This window comes from Pseudomonas imrae (assembly GCF_046352735.2).
Lineage (GTDB): Bacteria > Pseudomonadota > Gammaproteobacteria > Pseudomonadales > Pseudomonadaceae > Aquipseudomonas > Aquipseudomonas imrae.
Map to the genome: position 1 here is coordinate 4,908,082 of NZ_CP110853.2, position 17,157 is coordinate 4,925,238.

Consider the following 17,157-nt stretch of genomic DNA (forward strand, 5'->3'; position numbering starts at 1 on the left):
GCCTCGGCTCGCCGGGGCGTTTTATTTTGAGCCTTGCGTAAAGGAGCGGCGATGTTTGTCCAGATTCTAGGTTCCGCCGCCGGTGGCGGTTTCCCACAGTGGAACTGCAACTGCGTGAACTGCGCAGGTTTTCGCGATGGCAGCTTGCGCGCCCATGCGCGCACCCAGTCGTCCATCGCTATTTCCGACGACGGGGTGAACTGGGTATTGTGCAACGCCTCGCCGGATATCCGTGCCCAACTGCAAAGCTTTGCGCCGATGCAGCCCGGTCGCCACCTGCGCGATACCGGTATCAGCGCAATCATTCTGATGGACAGCCAGATCGACCACACCACCGGCCTGCTAAGCCTGCGTGAAGGCTGTCCGCATCAAGTGTGGTGCACCGACATGGTCCACGAGGACCTGAGCACCGGCTTCCCGTTATTCACCATGCTGACTCACTGGAACGGCGGCCTGAACTGGAACCGCATCGAGTTGGACGCAAGCTTCACCATTGCCGCCTGCCCCAACTTGCGGTTCACCCCACTGCCACTGCGCAGCGCAGCACCGCCCTACTCGCCCCACCGCTTCGACCCGCATCCAGGCGACAACATCGGTTTGATCGTCGAAGACCTGCGCACCGGCGGCAAATTGTTCTACGCCCCAGGCCTGGGCAAGGTGGACCAGCCACTGCTGAAGATCATGGCTGACAGTGATTGCCTGCTGGTGGACGGTACGATGTGGGACGACGACGAAATGCAACGTCGCGGCGTCGGCACCCGAACCGGTCGTGAGATGGGCCATCTGGCACAAAATGGCCCCGGCGGCATGCTGGAAGTGCTTGAGCAGCTGCCAAAGCAGCGCAAGGTGCTTATCCACATTAACAACACCAACCCGATTCTCGACGAAGACTCAGCCGAGCGCGCCGAACTGGCACGACGAAATGTTGAAGTGGCCTACGATGGCATGAGCATTGAGTTGTAGGAGCGAACCCATGACCGAAAAACCGCTGACTCCCGCTGAATTTGAACAGGCCTTGCGGGCCAAGGGCGCTTTCTACCATATCCATCACCCCTACCATGTGGCGATGTATGAAGGCCGCGCCACCCGCGAGCAGATCCAGGGCTGGGTCGCCAATCGCTTCTATTATCAGGTCAACATTCCCCTGAAGGACGCGGCGATCCTGGCCAACTGTCCGGACCGTGAAATTCGCCGCGAATGGATCCAACGCTTGCTCGACCACGACGGTGCTCCCGGCGAAGACGGGGGTATCGAAGCCTGGCTGCGCCTGGGCGAAGCGGTTGGCCTGGACCCGGATCAACTGCGCTCTCAGGAATTGGTACTGCCCGGCGTGCGCTTCGCTGTCGACGCCTATGTCAATTTCGCGCGCCGCGCCAGTTGGCAAGAAGCGGCCAGCAGCTCGCTGACCGAGCTGTTCGCGCCGCAGATCCACCAATCGCGGCTCGACAACTGGCCCCAGCATTACCCGTGGATCAACCCTGCAGGCTACGAGTACTTCCGTACCCGTCTGGGCCAGGCTCGACGTGATGTCGAACATGGGCTGGCCATCACCTTGCAGCACTACACCAACCGCGAAAGCCAGGAGCGGATGCTGGAGATTCTGCAGTTCAAACTGGACATCCTTTGGAGCATGCTCGATGCGATGAGCATGGCCTACGAACTGAACCGTCCGCCCTACCACAGCGTGACCGAGCAACGGGTCTGGCATAAAGGGATCACCCTATGAGTTTCGACCGCAGCAAAAAACCGATCTGGCGCCAGGGCTATCGCTACCAATACGAACCGGCGCAAAAAGGCCACGTACTGCTTTACCCCGAAGGCATGATCAAACTCAACGACAGTGCCGCGCTGATTGGCGGCTTGATCGATGGCGAACGCGATGTGGCGGCCATTATTGGTGAGCTGGAGAAGCAATTTCCCGGCGTGCCCGAACTTGGTGATGACATCGAGCAATTCATGGAGGTCGCCCGTGCCGAGCACTGGATCACCCTTGCCTGAAAAGCCTGAGATTGGCCTGCCGCTATGGTTGCTCGCCGAGCTGACCTATCGCTGCCCGCTGCAATGCCCGTATTGCTCCAACCCCCTGGATTTTGCCGAGCAGGGCAAAGAGCTGAGCACCGAACAATGGATCAAAGTGTTTCGTGAAGCGCGGGAGATGGGAGCTGCACAACTGGGCTTTTCCGGCGGTGAGCCGCTGGTACGCCAGGATCTCGCCAAACTGATTGGCGAAGCCCGCAAGTTGGGGTTCTACACCAACCTGATCACCTCCGGTATCGGCCTCACCGAGCAAAAAATCAGCGACTTCAAAAAAGCCGGACTGGACCACATCCAGATCAGTTTCCAGGCCAGCGACGAACAGGTGAATAACCTGCTGGCCGGCTCAAAAAAGGCCTTCGCGCAAAAGCTGGAAATGGCCCGAGCAGTAAAAGCCCATGGCTATCCGATGGTGCTGAACTTCGTCACCCATCGGCACAATATCGACAAGATCGACCGCATCATCGAGCTGTGTATCGCGCTTGAAGCGGATTTTGTCGAACTCGCCACGTGCCAGTTTTACGGCTGGGCACAGCTAAATCGTGCCGGGCTGTTGCCGACCCAGGAACAACTGACCCGCGCCGAACGCATCACCAATGAGTACCGCGCCAAACTGGAAGCCGAAGGCCATCCGTGCAAACTGATCTTCGTCACGCCGGATTACTATGAAGAACGCCCAAAAGCCTGCATGAACGGCTGGGGCAGTATTTTTCTTACCGTGACGCCGGACGGCACCGCGCTACCCTGCCACGGCGCCCGACAGATGCCGGTGCAATTTCCTAATGTTCGCGATCACACGATGCAACACATCTGGTACGACTCGTTTGGCTTCAACCGCTTTCGCGGTTACGACTGGATGCCCGAGCCGTGCCGTTCCTGCGACGAGAAAGAAAAGGATTTTGGCGGCTGCCGTTGCCAGGCATTCATGCTGACCGGTGACGCCAGTAATGCCGACCCTGTGTGCAGCAAGTCCGAACAGCACGGCATCATCCTGCAAGCGCGGGAAGAGGCCGAACGCGCCACCCAGACCATAGAGCAGCTAGCCTTTCGCAATGAGCGAAACTCACGGCTGATTGCCAAAGGCTGACGACTCAGCGCTTGGCGATGATATACACCGCATGCACGATGCCCGGGATATATCCGCACAGGGTCAACAGGATATTGAGCCAGAACGCGCCGCCAAAACCCACTTGCAAAAACACACCCAGCGGCGGCACCAGAATAGCGATGATGATACGAATGATATCCATGGGTTGCGCTCCGAAAAATCGGCTCGTGTGAGCCGTACAGCTAATCGACCTTGAGTCGTCGTGAGGGTTCAGTGGAATCTGGCACGGGGCCATCTTTACCGTCAGGCAAGGATTTCCAGCCTCGTTTGTGCATGCTGAAAACCCTCGAGACAAAAAAACGCCCCCAGCCAAACAAACCAGACTGGAGGCGCCGCGTAGACCGCGAGACGGTTCAGAAGTACGGGATTAAACAGCGATGCCCTTGCGGCATTGCAACTGGGCGGCGTGGACGCGGGCGAAAGCGCGCGTAAGGCGCAGGAGCATTTCGTCGATATTGCTCTTGCTGACGGTCAGCGCCGGGGTGAAGCGCAAGCAGTCGGGTTGCGGGGCGTTGAGGATCAAGCCTTCGTAGAGTGCTGCCTTTACTACCGCATCTGCCGAATCATCTGACAACGACAAGCCCCACAGCAGGCCTTGGCCGCGCAGCTCGCCCTGGCCGTGGCGGCGCGCAAGGCACGCCAGGCCTTCGCCCAGGTACCGGCCGTTATCACGCACATGCTCAAGCAGGTGGCTATCCAACACGGTATCGAGCACGGCGACCCCGGCGGCGGCCATCAGGGCGTTGCCGTGATGGGTGCCTTCCAACTCACCCAGCTCAAAACAACAGGCGTTGCCCCGGGCCAGCAATGCTGCCAACGGCACACCGCCGCCCAAGCCTTTGCCGAGGGTGATGATGTCAGCGCGCACACCATAACGCTGTTCGGCAAGCACGGTGCCGCAGCGACCGATGCCGGTCTGCACCTCGTCAAGGATCAGCAGGATTCCCAGTTCGCGGCACAGCCGTTCTACGCCCTTGAGGTAGTGTTCGGTTGCCGGTATGACTCCGGCCTCACTCTGGATCGGCTCAAGCATGATCGCCACGGTCTGCGCATCCACCGCTGCATGCAACGCAGGCAAATCGTTGAACTGAACGTGACTGAAGCCAGGCAACTGCGGTTCGAAACGGTTCTCCCGAGCACGCACCGACGCCGACATGACGCCAAGGCTGCGACCGTGACATGCGTTGCGAGCGGTGATGATGCTATAGGCACCCCCGCGATGCAGTTGACCCCATTTACGCGCCAATTTAATCGCTGCTTCACAGGCTTGCGCGCCGCTGTTGAGCAAGTAGGCCTGGTCGCTGCCAGTGCTGCGGCACAAACGGTCGGCCAGGTTCAGTTGAGCGCGATTGTGCAAGCCGTTTCCAGGGTTGATCAGCGCCTGGGCCTGGTCTGCCAGGGCGCGGACCAAAACCGACGGGCTGTGCCCCAAGCTATTGGCAGCACCGCCCTGGGAAAAGTCGAGATAAGCGCGATCATCGCTATCCCATAACCAGGAACCCTGACCGCGCACGAATACGTGGGGAGGGCGCTCCACGCTGGGCATCAGGCACTGAGTGGAAAGCTCATCACGCAAAATTGCAGGTTTGGCATCCAGTATCAGATCATCAAGGCTGGGACTTGGACGACGCAGTTTGAACAGGTTCATGACCAAGGACCCACCCGCCATAACAAGCGCCTCTTGGCAACCGATTGTTTATGGGCGCCGCCCCGAAGGTTTTCTGCATTGCCTATGCAAACACTGTCGTCGTAAACGCTGTTCATCGCGCGATCTGGCCCTGTAAGCCGTGTGATTAGGCGCTAGACTAGGCGCTTGCGGGGCGCACAGCCATTTCGATTTTGCAGCTTTTTCGATAAGAACTACTTATGGATTTCAAGCAACTGCGTTATTTCGTCGCGGTGTATGAGGAAGGCCATGTCGGTCGCGCCGCCGAGCGCCTGTCGATCTCACAGCCGGCCCTTTCGCAACAGATCCGCCAGCTCGAACAGAACCTGGATGTGAGCCTGTTCGAACGCAGCAGCAAGCGACTGTTGCCGACTTTGGCCGCCCACACGCTGTACAACCATGCACTGCCACTGCTCGATGGCATGCAACAGGCAGTCGAAGCCTTGCGCAACTTCAAGGGCCAGGCCTTGCGGACCTTGGCCATCGGCGTACTGCAAACCGTGCATACGAGCCTGGTCCCGCAAATGTTGGAGCGTGTACGCAAAGCCCAACCACACCTCGTTGTGCAAATCTACGAGCTGACCGGCCTTGAGATCGAACGACGCTTGCTCAATGGTTCGCTGGATATCGGCATCAGTTATCTGCCGCCACGCCAGCCAGGCTTGCACGGCGTTTTGCTGTACGAAGATGAGCTGAGGGTTGTCATCCCGGCTGAGCACCCACTGCGCGAATTCAAGAAGGTGTCCCTCAAGCAAGCCGCTGAACTGCCCATGCTGTTGCTGGGCGAAGAGTTTCAGGTCCGGCAAATCTGGCAAGCGCAACTGGCCAATCTCGGACGCCGACCGCAGGTTCAGGCTGAGCTCAATACCATGGTCGGGATTCTCGACAGCCTGCCTCATACCAGACTCGCAACCGTACTGCCCGGTCGGTCTCAGGACGAGCACAGCAACCAGGCGCTGTTATGGAAGCCGCTGAGTGAACCAAGGGTGCCGTTGAAAGTAGGGTTGGTGTGCCGGGACGTGCAGCGCCAACAAGCAACACTGGAGTTGTTGCGTACCTTGCTCGAAGGCGTGATGAATGGCCCACATGGGCCGATGCCGCCACTGGACGGGCAGGCCTGAACTTTTTCGCAGGCAAAAGAAAACCCCGCCGAAGCGGGGCTTTGCAGACTGTTTCCCTGACATCCATTTCACTCCGCCACCCTGGCAGAATCCTACGTGTCCGTGTTGTTGCTTTGCGCTTCCTGCGCGACGTCCATGTGAAGTAGATTAGCCGTGGATCCAATCTGGCGATAGAGGACGAATAGCAGCACGTCATGTAAGAGAATGCTTACAGAGCCTTCTCACATTAGAACTGCGCTTCGTCCAGCAAATACAACGACTCGCTGCCAGCCTTGACCGAGGCACTCAGGGAGTGGATACGCGGCAGCAGACGGGCAAAATAGAAGCGCGCGGTGCCCAGCTTGCTGGCGTAGAAATCCTCCTGGGCCTCTTTCCCCAAGGCTGCCTTGGCCATCAGTGCCCACATGTAGGCGTATGCCATGTAGCCAAACGCATGCAGGTATTCCACCGAGGCCGCACCGATTTCATTCGGGTTGCTCTTGGCGCGGTCCAATACCCAGGCGGTCAGCACGTCAAGATCATCCACTGCTGCGCTCAGCGGCTTGGTGAACTCAGCCAGGTCGGCACTGGAGGTGGCGATGAAATGGCGAATCTCGTCGGCGAACAGGTTATAGAACGCCCCACCACTGCCCACGACCTTGCGCCCCACCAGGTCCAGGGCCTGAATGCCGTTGGTGCCTTCGTAAATCTGGGTGATGCGCACGTCACGAACCAGTTGCTCCTGGCCCCATTCGCGGATGTAACCGTGGCCGCCGAAGACCTGCTGGCCGTGAACCGTGGTTTCCAGGCCCAGGTCGGTCAGGAAGGCCTTGGCTACAGGGGTCAGCAGCGCCACCAGGTCATCCGCACGCTTGCGGGTGGCCGCGTCTTCGCTGAACTTGGCGGTGTCCAATTGCATCGCCACGTAGGTGGAGAACGCACGACCACCTTCGTTCGCGGCCTTCATGGTCAACAGCATGCGGCGCACATCAGGGTGCACGATGATCGGGTCAGCGATCTTGTCCTTGGCCTTGGCACCGGTCGGCGAGCGGCTTTGCACACGATCGCGGGCGTATTCGATCGCGTTCTGATAGGAGCGCTCGCCGGAGGCCAGCCCCTGGATACCAACACCCAGGCGCTCGTAGTTCATCATGGTGAACATCGCTGCCAGGCCACGGTTCGGTTCGCCCACCAGGTAGCCGATTGCTTCGTCGAAGTTCATGACGCAGGTCGCCGAGGCCTGGATACCCATCTTGTGCTCGATGGAACCACAGGTCACCGGGTTACGCGCGCCAAGGCTGCCGTCGGCATTGATCAGGAACTTGGGCACCAGGAACAACGAGATACCCTTGGGACCCGCCGGTGCATCCGGCAGCTTGGCCAGCACCAGGTGGATAATGTTCTCGGTAAGGTCGTGTTCGCCACCGGTGATAAAGATCTTGGTGCCGCTGACCTTGTAGGACCCGTCTGCCTGCGGCTCGGCCTTGGTGCGGATGATCCCCAGGTCGGTACCGGCGTGAGGCTCGGTAAGGCACATGGAACCGGCCCACACTCCGGAGTACATATTCGGCAGATAAGTGGCTTTCAGCTCCTCGCTGGCGTGGGTGTTGATCGACACGCATGCGCCGGAAGTCAGCATCGGGTACAGACCAAACGCCAGGCCCGAGGAGTTGATCATTTCTTCGACCTGAGCCGAGACCGCCTTGGGCATGCCCATGCCGCCATAGGTCGGGTCGCCACCCACACCCACCCAGCCACCTTCGGCATAGGTTTTATAAGCTTGTTGGAACCCGGTAGGCGTCGTGACGACGCCGTTGTCCCAGCGGCAACCTTCTTCGTCGCCACCACGGCTCAGCGGCGCGATGGTCTTGGCAGTGACTTTGCCGGCTTCTTCAAGAATCGCCTCGACGGTCTCAGCGTCGACGGTGTCTGCCAGGGCCGGCAGTTGAGCCCACAACTTGGCAACCTCGAATACTTCGTTGAGGACGAAGCGCATATCGCGCAGCGGCGCTTTGTAGTCAGCCATGGCAAACCTCATGAGAACGTTAAAATTGATTCGGTAGTATCGATTTCACAAAGCCCGAGTGTAACCGAACAACTTTTGCGACACATAGGGTCTGCTTGTGACTGGCAGGTATTTTTCAGTCACATCATTCATAGCGCAAACAGCTCTGCCGGCAAGCTCATCAAGCAGTCGCTGCCCGCCTCCACTGCCGCCCGATGTGCTGCGGTGCGCGGTAGCAAGCGCTTGAAGTAAAACTCACACGTGGCCAGCTTGCCACGGGCGTAGTCAGCATCGCCGCTGCCGCTGTCTATCTGTACCTGAGCGACCAGCGCCATGCGCAGCCACAGGTAGCCGAGAATGATATAGCCGCTGTACATCAAATAATCGAGGGCTGCTGCGCCAACCTCATCGGGGTTTTTCATGGCTGCCGTGCCAACCTTGACGGTCAGGTCGCCCCATTGCTGATTCAGCTCATCGAGATGCGCCACCTGGGCCTTGAGTTGCGGATGATCGGCGTTGGCGGCGCAGAACCTATGCACGATCCGGGTGAAGCCGCGCAACAACTTGCCCTGACTTCCCAGCACTTTACGCCCCAGCAGATCCAAGGCCTGGATGCCGTTTGTGCCCTCATAGATCGGCGCAATCCGACAATCGCGGACCAACTGTTCCATGCCCCATTCGCGAATAAAACCGTGGCCGCCAAACACCTGCATGCCGTGGTTGGTGACTTCCAGACCGGTCTCGGTCATGAACGCCTTGCAGATCGGCGTGAGGAACGCCAGCAGGTCCTCGGCTTCCTGACGTTGCGCCGGCTCGGTCCCCAGGTGCGCGGTGTCCAGCAGTTGCGCAGTGAAATAGGTCAGCGCGCGATTGCCTTCATTGAAGGCCTTCATGGTCAGCAACATGCGCCGCACGTCGGGATGCACGATGATGGGGTCGGCGGGTTTTTCCGGCGCCTTGGCACCGGTCAGGGAGCGCATCTGCAAGCGATCATTGGCGTATTTGATCGCGCCCTGGAAGCTTGCCTCACCCAGGCACAGCCCCTGCATGCCGGTGCCCAGGCGTGCGTGGTTCATCATGGTGAACATGCAGTTGAGGCCCTTGTTCGCCTCACCGATCAAATAACCTTCGGCGCCATCGAAGTTCAGCACGCAGGTGGCAGACGCCTTGATCCCCATCTTGTGCTCGATGGAACCACAGCTCACACCGTTGCGCTCGCCCGTGTCGGGTAAAAACTTGGGCACGATAAACAGCGAAATCCCTTTGGTCCCGGCCGGCGCATCCGGCAACTTGGCCAGCACTAGGTGGATAATGTTTTCACTCATGTCGTGCTCGCCGGCCGAGATGAAGATCTTGCTGCCGGTCACCGCGTAGCTGCCATTGGCCTGAGGCACGGCGCGGGTCTTGATGATGCCCAGATCTGTACCGCAATGGGCTTCGGTCAGGCACATGGTGCCTGTCCATTGGCCGGCAGTCAGTTTGGTCAAATAGATGTCTTTCTGTGCCTGGCTGCCATGGGTATGAATCGCCGACATGGCGCCGTGGGTCAGGCCTGGGTACATGCCCCAGGACGTGTTGCTGGAGCCGATCATCTCGCTCAGCACCAGGCCCAGGGACGACGGCAAGCCCTGTCCGCCATAGGCCGGGTCTGCGGCGAGACCATGCCAGCCGCCTTCGACGTATTGCGCAAATGCTTGCTTGAAGCCCTTGGGCGTGGTCACTACACCGTTGTCGAAATGGCAGCCCTCCTCATCACCGGAACGGTTCAACGGTGACAGGACGTTTTCGCAGAACCTGGCGCCTTCTTCGAGAATCGCATTGACCATGTCGGGGCTGGCTTCGGTAGCACCCAGGCCTGTGTAGTGGCCATGAAAATCAAAGACGTGATCGATCAGAAAGCGCATGTCGCGCAGGGGAGCTTTATAGTCGGGCATGGTGATATCTCCGGCGGCAGATGGCTACAACCTAGTGCCGCCCATCAACCTGGACAATCACTGTACAGCCGCTGAATGAAGCACCATCACTCAACCCGCAGCGTTGGCCAGACACTGCATGCACGCATCGGCCCGGCAGACCGTTAAGCTCATTGCGAAAGGCCATTTTTCGTGCAAAAAAAACCGCCACTCCCGAAAGAGCGGCGGTTTTTAGGGCGAACCTGCCAGGGCTTAGTAACCCAGGTCGAAGTTCTCTTCTTTCATGTCCATCAGGTTGTTGGCACCTGAGAGCATGGTCGCGACGTGAGTGCGGGTACGCGGCAGGATGCGCTGGAAGTAGAAGCGCGCCGTCTGCAGTTTGGCGGTGTAGAAACCTTCTTCGCTGGTGCCGGCAGCCAGTTTTTCGGCGGCCACACGCGCCATGTCGGCCCAGAAGTACGCCAGGCAGGCATAACCGGAGTACATCAGGTAGTCCACCGAAGCAGCGCCGACTTCTTCGCGGTCCTTCATGGCAGCCATGCCGACCTTCATGGTCAACTCGCCCCATTCCTTGTTCAGTGCAGCCAGTGGTGCAACAAACTCGCTGACCGCCTCGTTGCCTTCATTGGCCTGGCAGAACTTGTGGACGATCTTGGTGAAGCCCTTGAGCGCTTCGCCCTGGGTCATCAGCACTTTACGACCGAGCAAGTCCAGCGCCTGAATACCGGTGGTGCCTTCGTACAACATCGAGATGCGGCTGTCGCGAACGTTCTGCTCCATGCCCCACTCGGCGATAAAGCCGTGGCCACCGTAGATTTGCACGCCGTGGTTGGCGGACTCAAAACCGACTTCGGTCATGAACGCCTTGGCGATCGGCGTCATGAAGGCCAGCAGCGCGTCAGCCTGTTTCTTGGCTTCTTCGTCGGTGCCGTACTTGACCACGTCCACTTGCTTGGCAGTGAAGTACACCATCGCACGGTTACCTTCGGCGAAGGCTTTCATGGTCAACAGCATACGTCGCACGTCGGGGTGTACGATGATCGGGTCGGCAGCCTTGTCTGGCGCTTTGGGGCCCGTCAGCGAACGCATCTGCAGGCGGTCACGGGCATATTTCAGGCCACCCTGGAAACCGATCTCGGCGTGGGACAGGCCTTGCAGCGCAGTGCCCAGGCGAGCGGTATTCATAAAGGTGAACATGCAGTTCAGGCCTTTGTTCGCCGGGCCGATCAGGAAACCGGTGGCAGCGTCGAAGTTCATCACGCAGGTGGCGTTACCGTGGATCCCCATCTTGTGCTCCAGGGAGCCACAGAACACAGCGTTGCGCTCACCCACCGATCCATCGGCGTTAGGCAGGAATTTGGGCACGATAAACAGCGAAATGCCTTTGGTACCAGCCGGTGCATCCGGCAGGCGGGCCAGCACGATGTGGACGATGTTGTCGGCCATGTCGTGCTCACCGGCCGAGATGAAGATCTTGGTTCCGGAAACCTTGTAGGAACCATCAGCCTGAGGCTCGGCCTTGGTGCGCAGCATGCCCAGGTCGGTACCGCAGTGTGGCTCGGTCAGGCACATGGTGCCGGTCCATTCGCCCGATACCAGCTTGGTCAGGTAGGCGTCTTGCTGCTCCGGCGTACCATGCTCGGAAATCGTGTTCATCGCGCCATGGGACAGGCCTGGGTACATGCCCCACGACCAGTTGGCTTCGCCGACCATTTCGCTGACAGCCAGACCCAGGGACTCCGGCAGACCTTGACCGCCGTGTGCAACATCGTGTGCCAGGCTGGGCCAGCCGCCTTCGACGAATTGTTTGTAGGCTTCTTTGAAGCCTGTAGGGGTTTTAACGCCTGACTCGCTCCAGGTGCACCCTTCGATGTCGCCCACGCGGTTCAACGGTGCCAGCACTTGCTCACAGAACTTGGCGCCTTCTTCGAGAATGGCGTCAACCATGTCCGGGGTAGCGTCCTGGCAAGCCGGCAGGCTCTGATAGTGCGCTTCGTAGCCGAGCAGTTCGTCACGAACGAAGCGAATATCACGCAAGGGGGCCTTGTAGTCAGGCATAGCGATAAACCTCTGCTGATGAATCCTGGAATGAACAACCGCGTGGATTTGTTGTAGCGGTCAAACAGTTGTTTGAAACATACGTTTACGACCAATCCTTGTCAAGCGCCCTTCAGATGCCGTTTGTCATGACATGGGTCAACCACAGCCGTGACGGGGCCTGCAGCGCAATGCCGCATCAAATTCCAGAATTGAAAGCTGCGTAGGAGCGCAGCTGCTCGCGAAAACGTTACCGATGACGCATGCATTCAGAATAAACACGGCGCCATGGCGTTCTTCGCGAGCAAGCTCGTTCCTACAAAAAGAAGGGAGGGGATCAGGCGTAGGTGTCGATCAAGGTCCCGAGCATTTCGTCGGAAGCCTTGGCGATTTTTACGCCCAGTTCCACCTGAAACTTGCCTTCGGCCATTTCGACCATATTGCTGGCCGAGTTGGAAGGCTGGGCGCGGTCGTTGGCGCGAAGACGATCGATCTGCGCATCCGACGGCTGGGTAGTGGCAGCGCTGGCGATCTTGCCGGCGGCCTGGTCGACACGGCTTTGCCCGGACTGAATGCTGCTCAGGCCCGAATAAAAGGCGCTGCTTCCAGAGATTTCCATCGCGCGAACCTGCCTTGCAATCAATCGTGAACCCTCATTGAAGCAGACAACCTAGCAAAAGGCCCGTCAAAAACACTAATGGCACAATGCCTTTTCTCTAGGCAAAACTAATCAAGCAGGTCCAGTAGCAAATAACCGGCCACCGCCTCGGCACGGGGTTGCTTGAGCCTCGGCACCCGCCCCAGGCAAGGCGCTGGCAGCCGCTCGGCGAGGGTCGCGAGGTTTTCTTCCAGGCGAGAGGTCTTGGGGTCGATGATATTGGCTACCCAACCGGCCAACGGCAGACCGTCCCGGGCGATGGCTTCGGCGCTCAGCAACGCATGATTGATACACCCCAGGCGTACGCCCACTACGAGGATCACCGGCAACCGCAATGCCTTGGCCAGGTCCGACAGGTTGTCCTGATCGGCCAGCGGCACACGCCAACCGCCCGCACCTTCGATCAAGGTGAAATCGGCGTGTTTGTCGAGGATCTGCTGCATCGGTTTCAACAAGGCTTGCACAGTCAGCGCCACCCTGGCTTCGCGCGCAGCCAGATGAGGCGCAATGGCCGGCTCGAATGCCAGCGGGTTGACCTGGGCATAAGTCAGCGGCAATGAGCACTCGGCCAGCAAGGCCAGGGCATCGGCGTTGCGCAGGCCTTGGGGCGTCATTTCGCAGCCCGAGGCTACCGGCTTGCCGGCTGCGGTGCTTCTGCCAGCCTGCCGAGCAGCATGCAGCAGCCCGGCTGCGATCGTGGTCTTGCCGACATCGGTATCGGTACCGGTGATGAAATAAGCAGCACTCATAGCGGTTTCTCCAGCACGCCGTACACCACTTGATAAGTTGCCGGCAGGCCCCGGGCCTGGCGGTACTGCTCGTAGGCTTGAACCAATGCAACAATTCGCGCGCGCCCGGTCAAGCCGCCAGGGCGCCCTGGGTTCAGATTGTGCGCACCCAGAGCTTTCAATTCATGGGTCAGGCTGCGCACATCCGGGTAATACACGATGTGAGCACGTTTTTCCAAACTCACCACGCGCAGTTCGCTGGCTGCGCACAGCTGTTGATAAGTACTGAACGGTCGAAAGCGATTGACGTGAACCATGCCATCGGCCGCCCGCCAGCTTTCGCGCAGTTCGTCCAGGGTACCGACACACAGGCTGGCAAACGCCATCACGCCACCGGGCTGCAAGACCCGACGCGCTTCACTGAGCACCGATGCAAAATCGGCGCACCACTGCACGGCCAGGCTGGAGAAGATCAGCTGGCAACAACCATCCTGCAGCGGCATGCACTCGGCATCGCCGGCGACAAAATGCTCGGCGCCCCCCAAGGGACGCGCGTGGTTGAGCATGCCTTCGGCAATATCCAGCGCCACGCCCTGCCCCTGTGGAAACGCGGTGTGCAACGCACGACTGAAATAGCCGGTGCCGCAGCCCAGATCCAGCCAACGGCGTGGCAAGAAACCAGAAGGCAAGCGCCAGAGCAACTCACCACCCACGTCGCGCTGCAGCGCTGCAACGCTGTCATAGCTCGATGCCGCCCGGGAAAAAGACGCAGCCACCTGGCGCTTGTCAGGCAGTCCTCCTGGCAGGGGAGGATGGGATAAATCAGTCATCACCGCACTCATGCAAAAAAGCCTGGATTGCCCCCGCCACACAGTGGGGGTCTTCCAGAAGAAAGGCGTGGCCGGCCTGTTCGATCAGGCCGACTTCAATGTCGGGCAAAAGTTTGAGCAATGCACCGGCGGCTTCGGCCGGTACCAGCTCGTCCATTGCGGCGAACAAATGCAACTGCGGGCCGCGGTAGGCCAGCAAGGCTTCGCGGGTGTCGAGTTGGGCGAGCAAATCCAGGCCGTGCTTCAAGGCGCTGGAAGGCGTATTCGGCGCACCACTGACCAACAAGCGCGCAAGGCCTCGCGAGTCCGCGGCGCCTTTGCCACACAACAGGCCGAAGCGCTTCAGGGTGACTTGGGAATCGGCGTGGCATCCGGCAAGAAACGCGTCGAATGTTTGGGCAGGCATCGCGCATGGCCAGCCATCATGGGCGACAAAACACGGATTGCTGGCCAGGGTCAGCAAACCACAGCAGCGCTCGCCACGACGCGCAGCCAGCTCGCACGCAAGCATCCCGCCCAGGGACCAGCCACCGAGCCAGGCGTTGTCCGGCAAGGTCGCGTCGAGTTCATCGAGCCATTCTTCGAGGTCGCTGGAATCCAGTTCTGGCAGCGGTTCGATATCCACCCGCAAGTGTTCATCCAACCCACGCAAGGCGGCGGCCAAAGGCTCCAGCGGCGATACGCCAAGCCCCCAGCCGGGGAGCAGTATCAATCGATCACGCATGGTCGGGCTCCTGGCCTGTCAAGTGCAAACACTCGTCCAATGCGTTTAACAATAGCTGCACCTGGGCCTTACTATGGGCCGCCGACAAGGTCACCCGCAAACGCGCAGTGCCGGCGGGCACGGTGGGCGGGCGGATTGCCGTCACCATCAACCCCCGCTCGCGCAACATCTGCGACACGCGGATCGCCCGGCCACTGTCGCCGACCATGATCGGCTGGATCGGCGTGAAGCTGTCCATCAATTCCAGGCCGATCTGCTCGGCGCCCCGGCGGAACTGGCGGATAAGCGTATTCAAATGCTCACGGCGCCAGTGTTCGGTGCGCAGCAATTCAAGGCTTTTCAGGGTCGCGCAGGCCTGGGCCGGAGGCTGGCTGGTGGTGTAGATGTAGGGACGGGCGAACTGGATCAGGCTTTCGATCAGCTCTTCGCTGCCAGCAACAAAGGCACCCGCCGTCCCGAACGCCTTGCCCAGGGTGCCGACCAATACCGGCACATCCTCCAGGCCCAAGCCGAAATGTTCGACGATGCCGCCGCCATTGACGCCCAGCGTGCCGAAGCCGTGGGCGTCATCGACCATCAGCCACGCGTCTTTGGCCCGGGCTTCACGGGCCAGGGCGGGCAGGTCGGCGAGGTCGCCGTCCATGCTGAACACGCCATCGGTCACCACCAGGGTATTGCCGGTGGCTTTTTCAAGACGCTTGGCCAGGCTGGCGGCGTCGTTGTGCAGGTAACGATTGAAACGCGCACCGGACAACAAACCGGCATCCAGCAGCGAGGCATGGTTAAGACGGTCTTGCAGCACCGTATCGCCCTGCCCTGCCAGCGCGGTGACCACGCCGAGATTGGCCATGTAACCGGTACTGAACAGTAGCGCGCGAGGACGACCGGTAAAGTCGGCCAGGGCTTCTTCCAATGCGTGATGCGGCGTGCTGTGGCCGATGACCAAATGCGACGCCCCACCGCCCACGCCCCAGCGGGATGCACCGGCGCGCCAGGCCTCGATCACCTGCGGATGATTGGCCAGGCCCAGGTAGTCGTTATTGCAAAAGGCCAACAACGGCTGGCCATCCACCACCACTTGCGGGCCCTGGGGGCTTTGCAGCAGCGGGCGCTGGCGATAGAGGTGTTCCTTACGGCGGGCAGCGAGGCGCGCGGCGAGATCGAAAGACATGCTGGCCTCGGAGTTGACGAATTGAACTCGGTCAAAAATGTGAGAGCGGGCTTGCTCGCTCCCACATTTGAATTGCATTTCAATCAGACGGAAGCGTTATAGAACTGCTCGCTGCTCTGCTGCTCGACCAGCGCCTGCTCAATCGCCGCCTGGTGGACTTCATCAGCGTGCTCTTCGCGCGCCTCCGGCAGGATCCCCAGCCGCGAGAACAGTTGCATGTCCTTGTCCGCCTGCGGGTTGGCGGTGGTCAGCAACTTGTCGCCGTAGAAAATCGAGTTGGCGCCGGCAAAGAACGCCAGGGCCTGCATCTGCTCGTTCATCGCTTCGCGGCCCGCAGACAATCGCACATGGGACTGCGGCATCAGGATGCGCGCCACGGCCAGCATGCGGATGAAGTCGAACGGGTCGATATCGTCGGCATTCTCCAGGGGCGTGCCGGCCACTTTCACCAGCATGTTGATCGGCACCGACTCCGGATGCTCTGGCAGGTTGGCCAACTGGATCAGCAGGTTGGCGCGGTCGTCCAGGGACTCACCCATGCCGAGGATCCCGCCGGAACAGATCTTCATCCCCGAATCACGCACATACGCCAGGGTTTGCAGACGCTCGCTGTAAGTGCGGGTGGTGATGATGCTGGTGTAGAACTCCGGCGAGGTATCGAGGTTGTGGTTGTAGTAGTCGAGGCCGGCCTGGGCCAAAGCTTGCGTCTGATCCTGGTCGAGACGACCGAGCGTCATGCAGGTTTCCAGGCCCATGGCCTTTACGCCTTTGACCATCTGCAACACGTAGGGCATGTCTTTGGCCGAAGGGTGTTTCCAGGCCGCACCCATGCAGAAACGCGTCGAGCCGATAGCCTTGGCGCGAGCGGCCTCTTCGAGGACCTTCTGTACTTCCATCAGCTTTTCTTTTTCCAGGCCAGTGTTGTAGTGGCCCGACTGCGGACAATATTTGCAATCTTCCGGGCAAGCGCCGGTCTTGATCGACAACAGGGTGGAAACCTGAACCCGGTTGGCATCGAAATGCGCGCGGTGCACGGTCTGCGCCTGGAACAACAGGTCGTTGAATGGCTGTACGAACAGTGCTTTGACTTCGGCCAAAGTCCAGTCGTGACGCAGAGTGGCAGTGATGCTGGCGCTCATGGGGGATTCCTTGATTATGCTTGGGCAAACGCTGTGGGAAGGGC

Annotated in this window: 16 protein-coding genes; 5 read left to right on the top strand and 11 right to left on the bottom strand. The window is 59.9% G+C overall.

What is annotated here, in order from left to right:
* Positions 1-51 precede the first annotated feature (51 nt).
* The 4 genes from pqqB to pqqE are packed head-to-tail and all read left to right on the top strand — an operon-like array spanning position 52 to position 3,121.
* A complete protein-coding gene (gene pqqB, locus OQ460_RS22425; RefSeq protein ID WP_410019465.1) occupies positions 52-963 on the top strand; it encodes a pyrroloquinoline quinone biosynthesis protein PqqB in 912 nt (303 codons plus the stop codon).
* 10 nt (positions 964-973) lie between these two features.
* The gene (pqqC, locus tag OQ460_RS22430; protein ID WP_410019466.1) at positions 974-1,726 is read left to right on the top strand and encodes a pyrroloquinoline-quinone synthase PqqC; all 753 of its coding nucleotides are present in this window, start codon (positions 974-976) and stop codon (positions 1,724-1,726) included.
* A complete protein-coding gene (gene pqqD / locus OQ460_RS22435; RefSeq protein ID WP_410019467.1) occupies positions 1,723-1,998 on the top strand; it encodes a pyrroloquinoline quinone biosynthesis peptide chaperone PqqD in 276 nt (91 codons plus the stop codon). The genes pqqC and pqqD overlap by 4 nt, the downstream gene beginning before the upstream one ends.
* Positions 1,940-3,121 carry a pyrroloquinoline quinone biosynthesis protein PqqE gene (gene pqqE / locus OQ460_RS22440; protein ID WP_410019468.1) on the top strand — a complete coding sequence of 394 codons (1,182 nt, stop codon included), beginning with the start codon at positions 1,940-1,942 and terminating at the stop codon, positions 3,119-3,121. Before pqqD ends, pqqE begins: the two co-directional genes overlap by 59 nt.
* A 4-nt stretch (positions 3,122-3,125) precedes the next feature.
* Here the strand turns inward: pqqE and OQ460_RS22445 are convergent, their stop codons facing one another.
* Both OQ460_RS22445 and OQ460_RS22450 read right to left on the bottom strand, forming a co-directional pair.
* Positions 3,126-3,284, bottom strand: a complete 159-nt coding sequence (locus OQ460_RS22445) for a YqaE/Pmp3 family membrane protein (RefSeq protein ID WP_214997315.1) — start codon at positions 3,282-3,284, stop codon at positions 3,126-3,128.
* A gap of 225 nt (positions 3,285-3,509) precedes the next feature.
* Positions 3,510-4,790, bottom strand: coding sequence for an aspartate aminotransferase family protein (locus tag OQ460_RS22450; RefSeq protein WP_410019469.1), 1,281 nt, complete (start codon positions 4,788-4,790; stop codon positions 3,510-3,512).
* A 218-nt stretch (positions 4,791-5,008) separates the two neighbouring features.
* Between OQ460_RS22450 and OQ460_RS22455 the strand changes: the two genes are divergently transcribed.
* Positions 5,009-5,929: a LysR family transcriptional regulator gene (locus OQ460_RS22455; RefSeq protein ID WP_410019470.1), complete on the top strand. Its 921-nt coding sequence runs from the start codon at positions 5,009-5,011 to the stop codon at positions 5,927-5,929.
* A gap of 226 nt (positions 5,930-6,155) precedes the next feature.
* On the opposite strand, the gene OQ460_RS22460 is transcribed toward OQ460_RS22455, so the two are convergent.
* The 9 genes from OQ460_RS22460 to bioB all read right to left on the bottom strand — a co-directional run bounded on the left by OQ460_RS22460 (position 6,156) and on the right by bioB (position 17,113).
* The gene (locus tag OQ460_RS22460) at positions 6,156-7,934 is read right to left on the bottom strand and encodes an acyl-CoA dehydrogenase C-terminal domain-containing protein (protein WP_410019471.1); all 1,779 of its coding nucleotides are present in this window, start codon (positions 7,932-7,934) and stop codon (positions 6,156-6,158) included.
* Between the two features lie 128 nt (positions 7,935-8,062).
* Positions 8,063-9,847: an acyl-CoA dehydrogenase C-terminal domain-containing protein gene (locus OQ460_RS22465; RefSeq protein ID WP_410019472.1), complete on the bottom strand. Its 1,785-nt coding sequence runs from the start codon at positions 9,845-9,847 to the stop codon at positions 8,063-8,065.
* 231 nt (positions 9,848-10,078) lie between these two features.
* Positions 10,079-11,884 (bottom strand): phenylacyl-CoA dehydrogenase, encoded by a 1,806-nt coding sequence (locus OQ460_RS22470; RefSeq protein WP_410019473.1) that lies wholly within the window; start codon positions 11,882-11,884, stop codon positions 10,079-10,081.
* A gap of 316 nt (positions 11,885-12,200) precedes the next feature.
* Entirely contained in the window at positions 12,201-12,482 is a 282-nt protein-coding gene (locus OQ460_RS22475) for a pyrroloquinoline quinone biosynthesis protein PqqE (protein WP_410019474.1), read from the bottom strand.
* A 107-nt stretch (positions 12,483-12,589) separates the two neighbouring features.
* Positions 12,590-13,270, bottom strand: a complete 681-nt coding sequence (bioD, locus tag OQ460_RS22480; protein WP_410019475.1) for a dethiobiotin synthase — start codon at positions 13,268-13,270, stop codon at positions 12,590-12,592.
* On the bottom strand, positions 13,267-14,079 hold the full coding sequence (gene bioC, locus OQ460_RS22485; protein ID WP_410019476.1) for a malonyl-ACP O-methyltransferase BioC: 813 nt from the start codon (positions 14,077-14,079) through the stop codon (positions 13,267-13,269). Before bioC ends, bioD begins: the two co-directional genes overlap by 4 nt.
* The gene (locus OQ460_RS22490) at positions 14,072-14,803 is read right to left on the bottom strand and encodes an alpha/beta fold hydrolase (RefSeq protein ID WP_410019477.1); all 732 of its coding nucleotides are present in this window, start codon (positions 14,801-14,803) and stop codon (positions 14,072-14,074) included. The genes bioC and OQ460_RS22490 overlap by 8 nt, the downstream gene beginning before the upstream one ends.
* Entirely contained in the window at positions 14,796-15,974 is a 1,179-nt protein-coding gene (gene bioF, locus OQ460_RS22495) for an 8-amino-7-oxononanoate synthase (RefSeq protein WP_410019478.1), read from the bottom strand. Before bioF ends, OQ460_RS22490 begins: the two co-directional genes overlap by 8 nt.
* A gap of 83 nt (positions 15,975-16,057) precedes the next feature.
* Positions 16,058-17,113 (bottom strand): biotin synthase BioB, encoded by a 1,056-nt coding sequence (bioB, locus tag OQ460_RS22500; RefSeq protein WP_410019479.1) that lies wholly within the window; start codon positions 17,111-17,113, stop codon positions 16,058-16,060.
* Positions 17,114-17,157 lie beyond the last annotated feature (44 nt).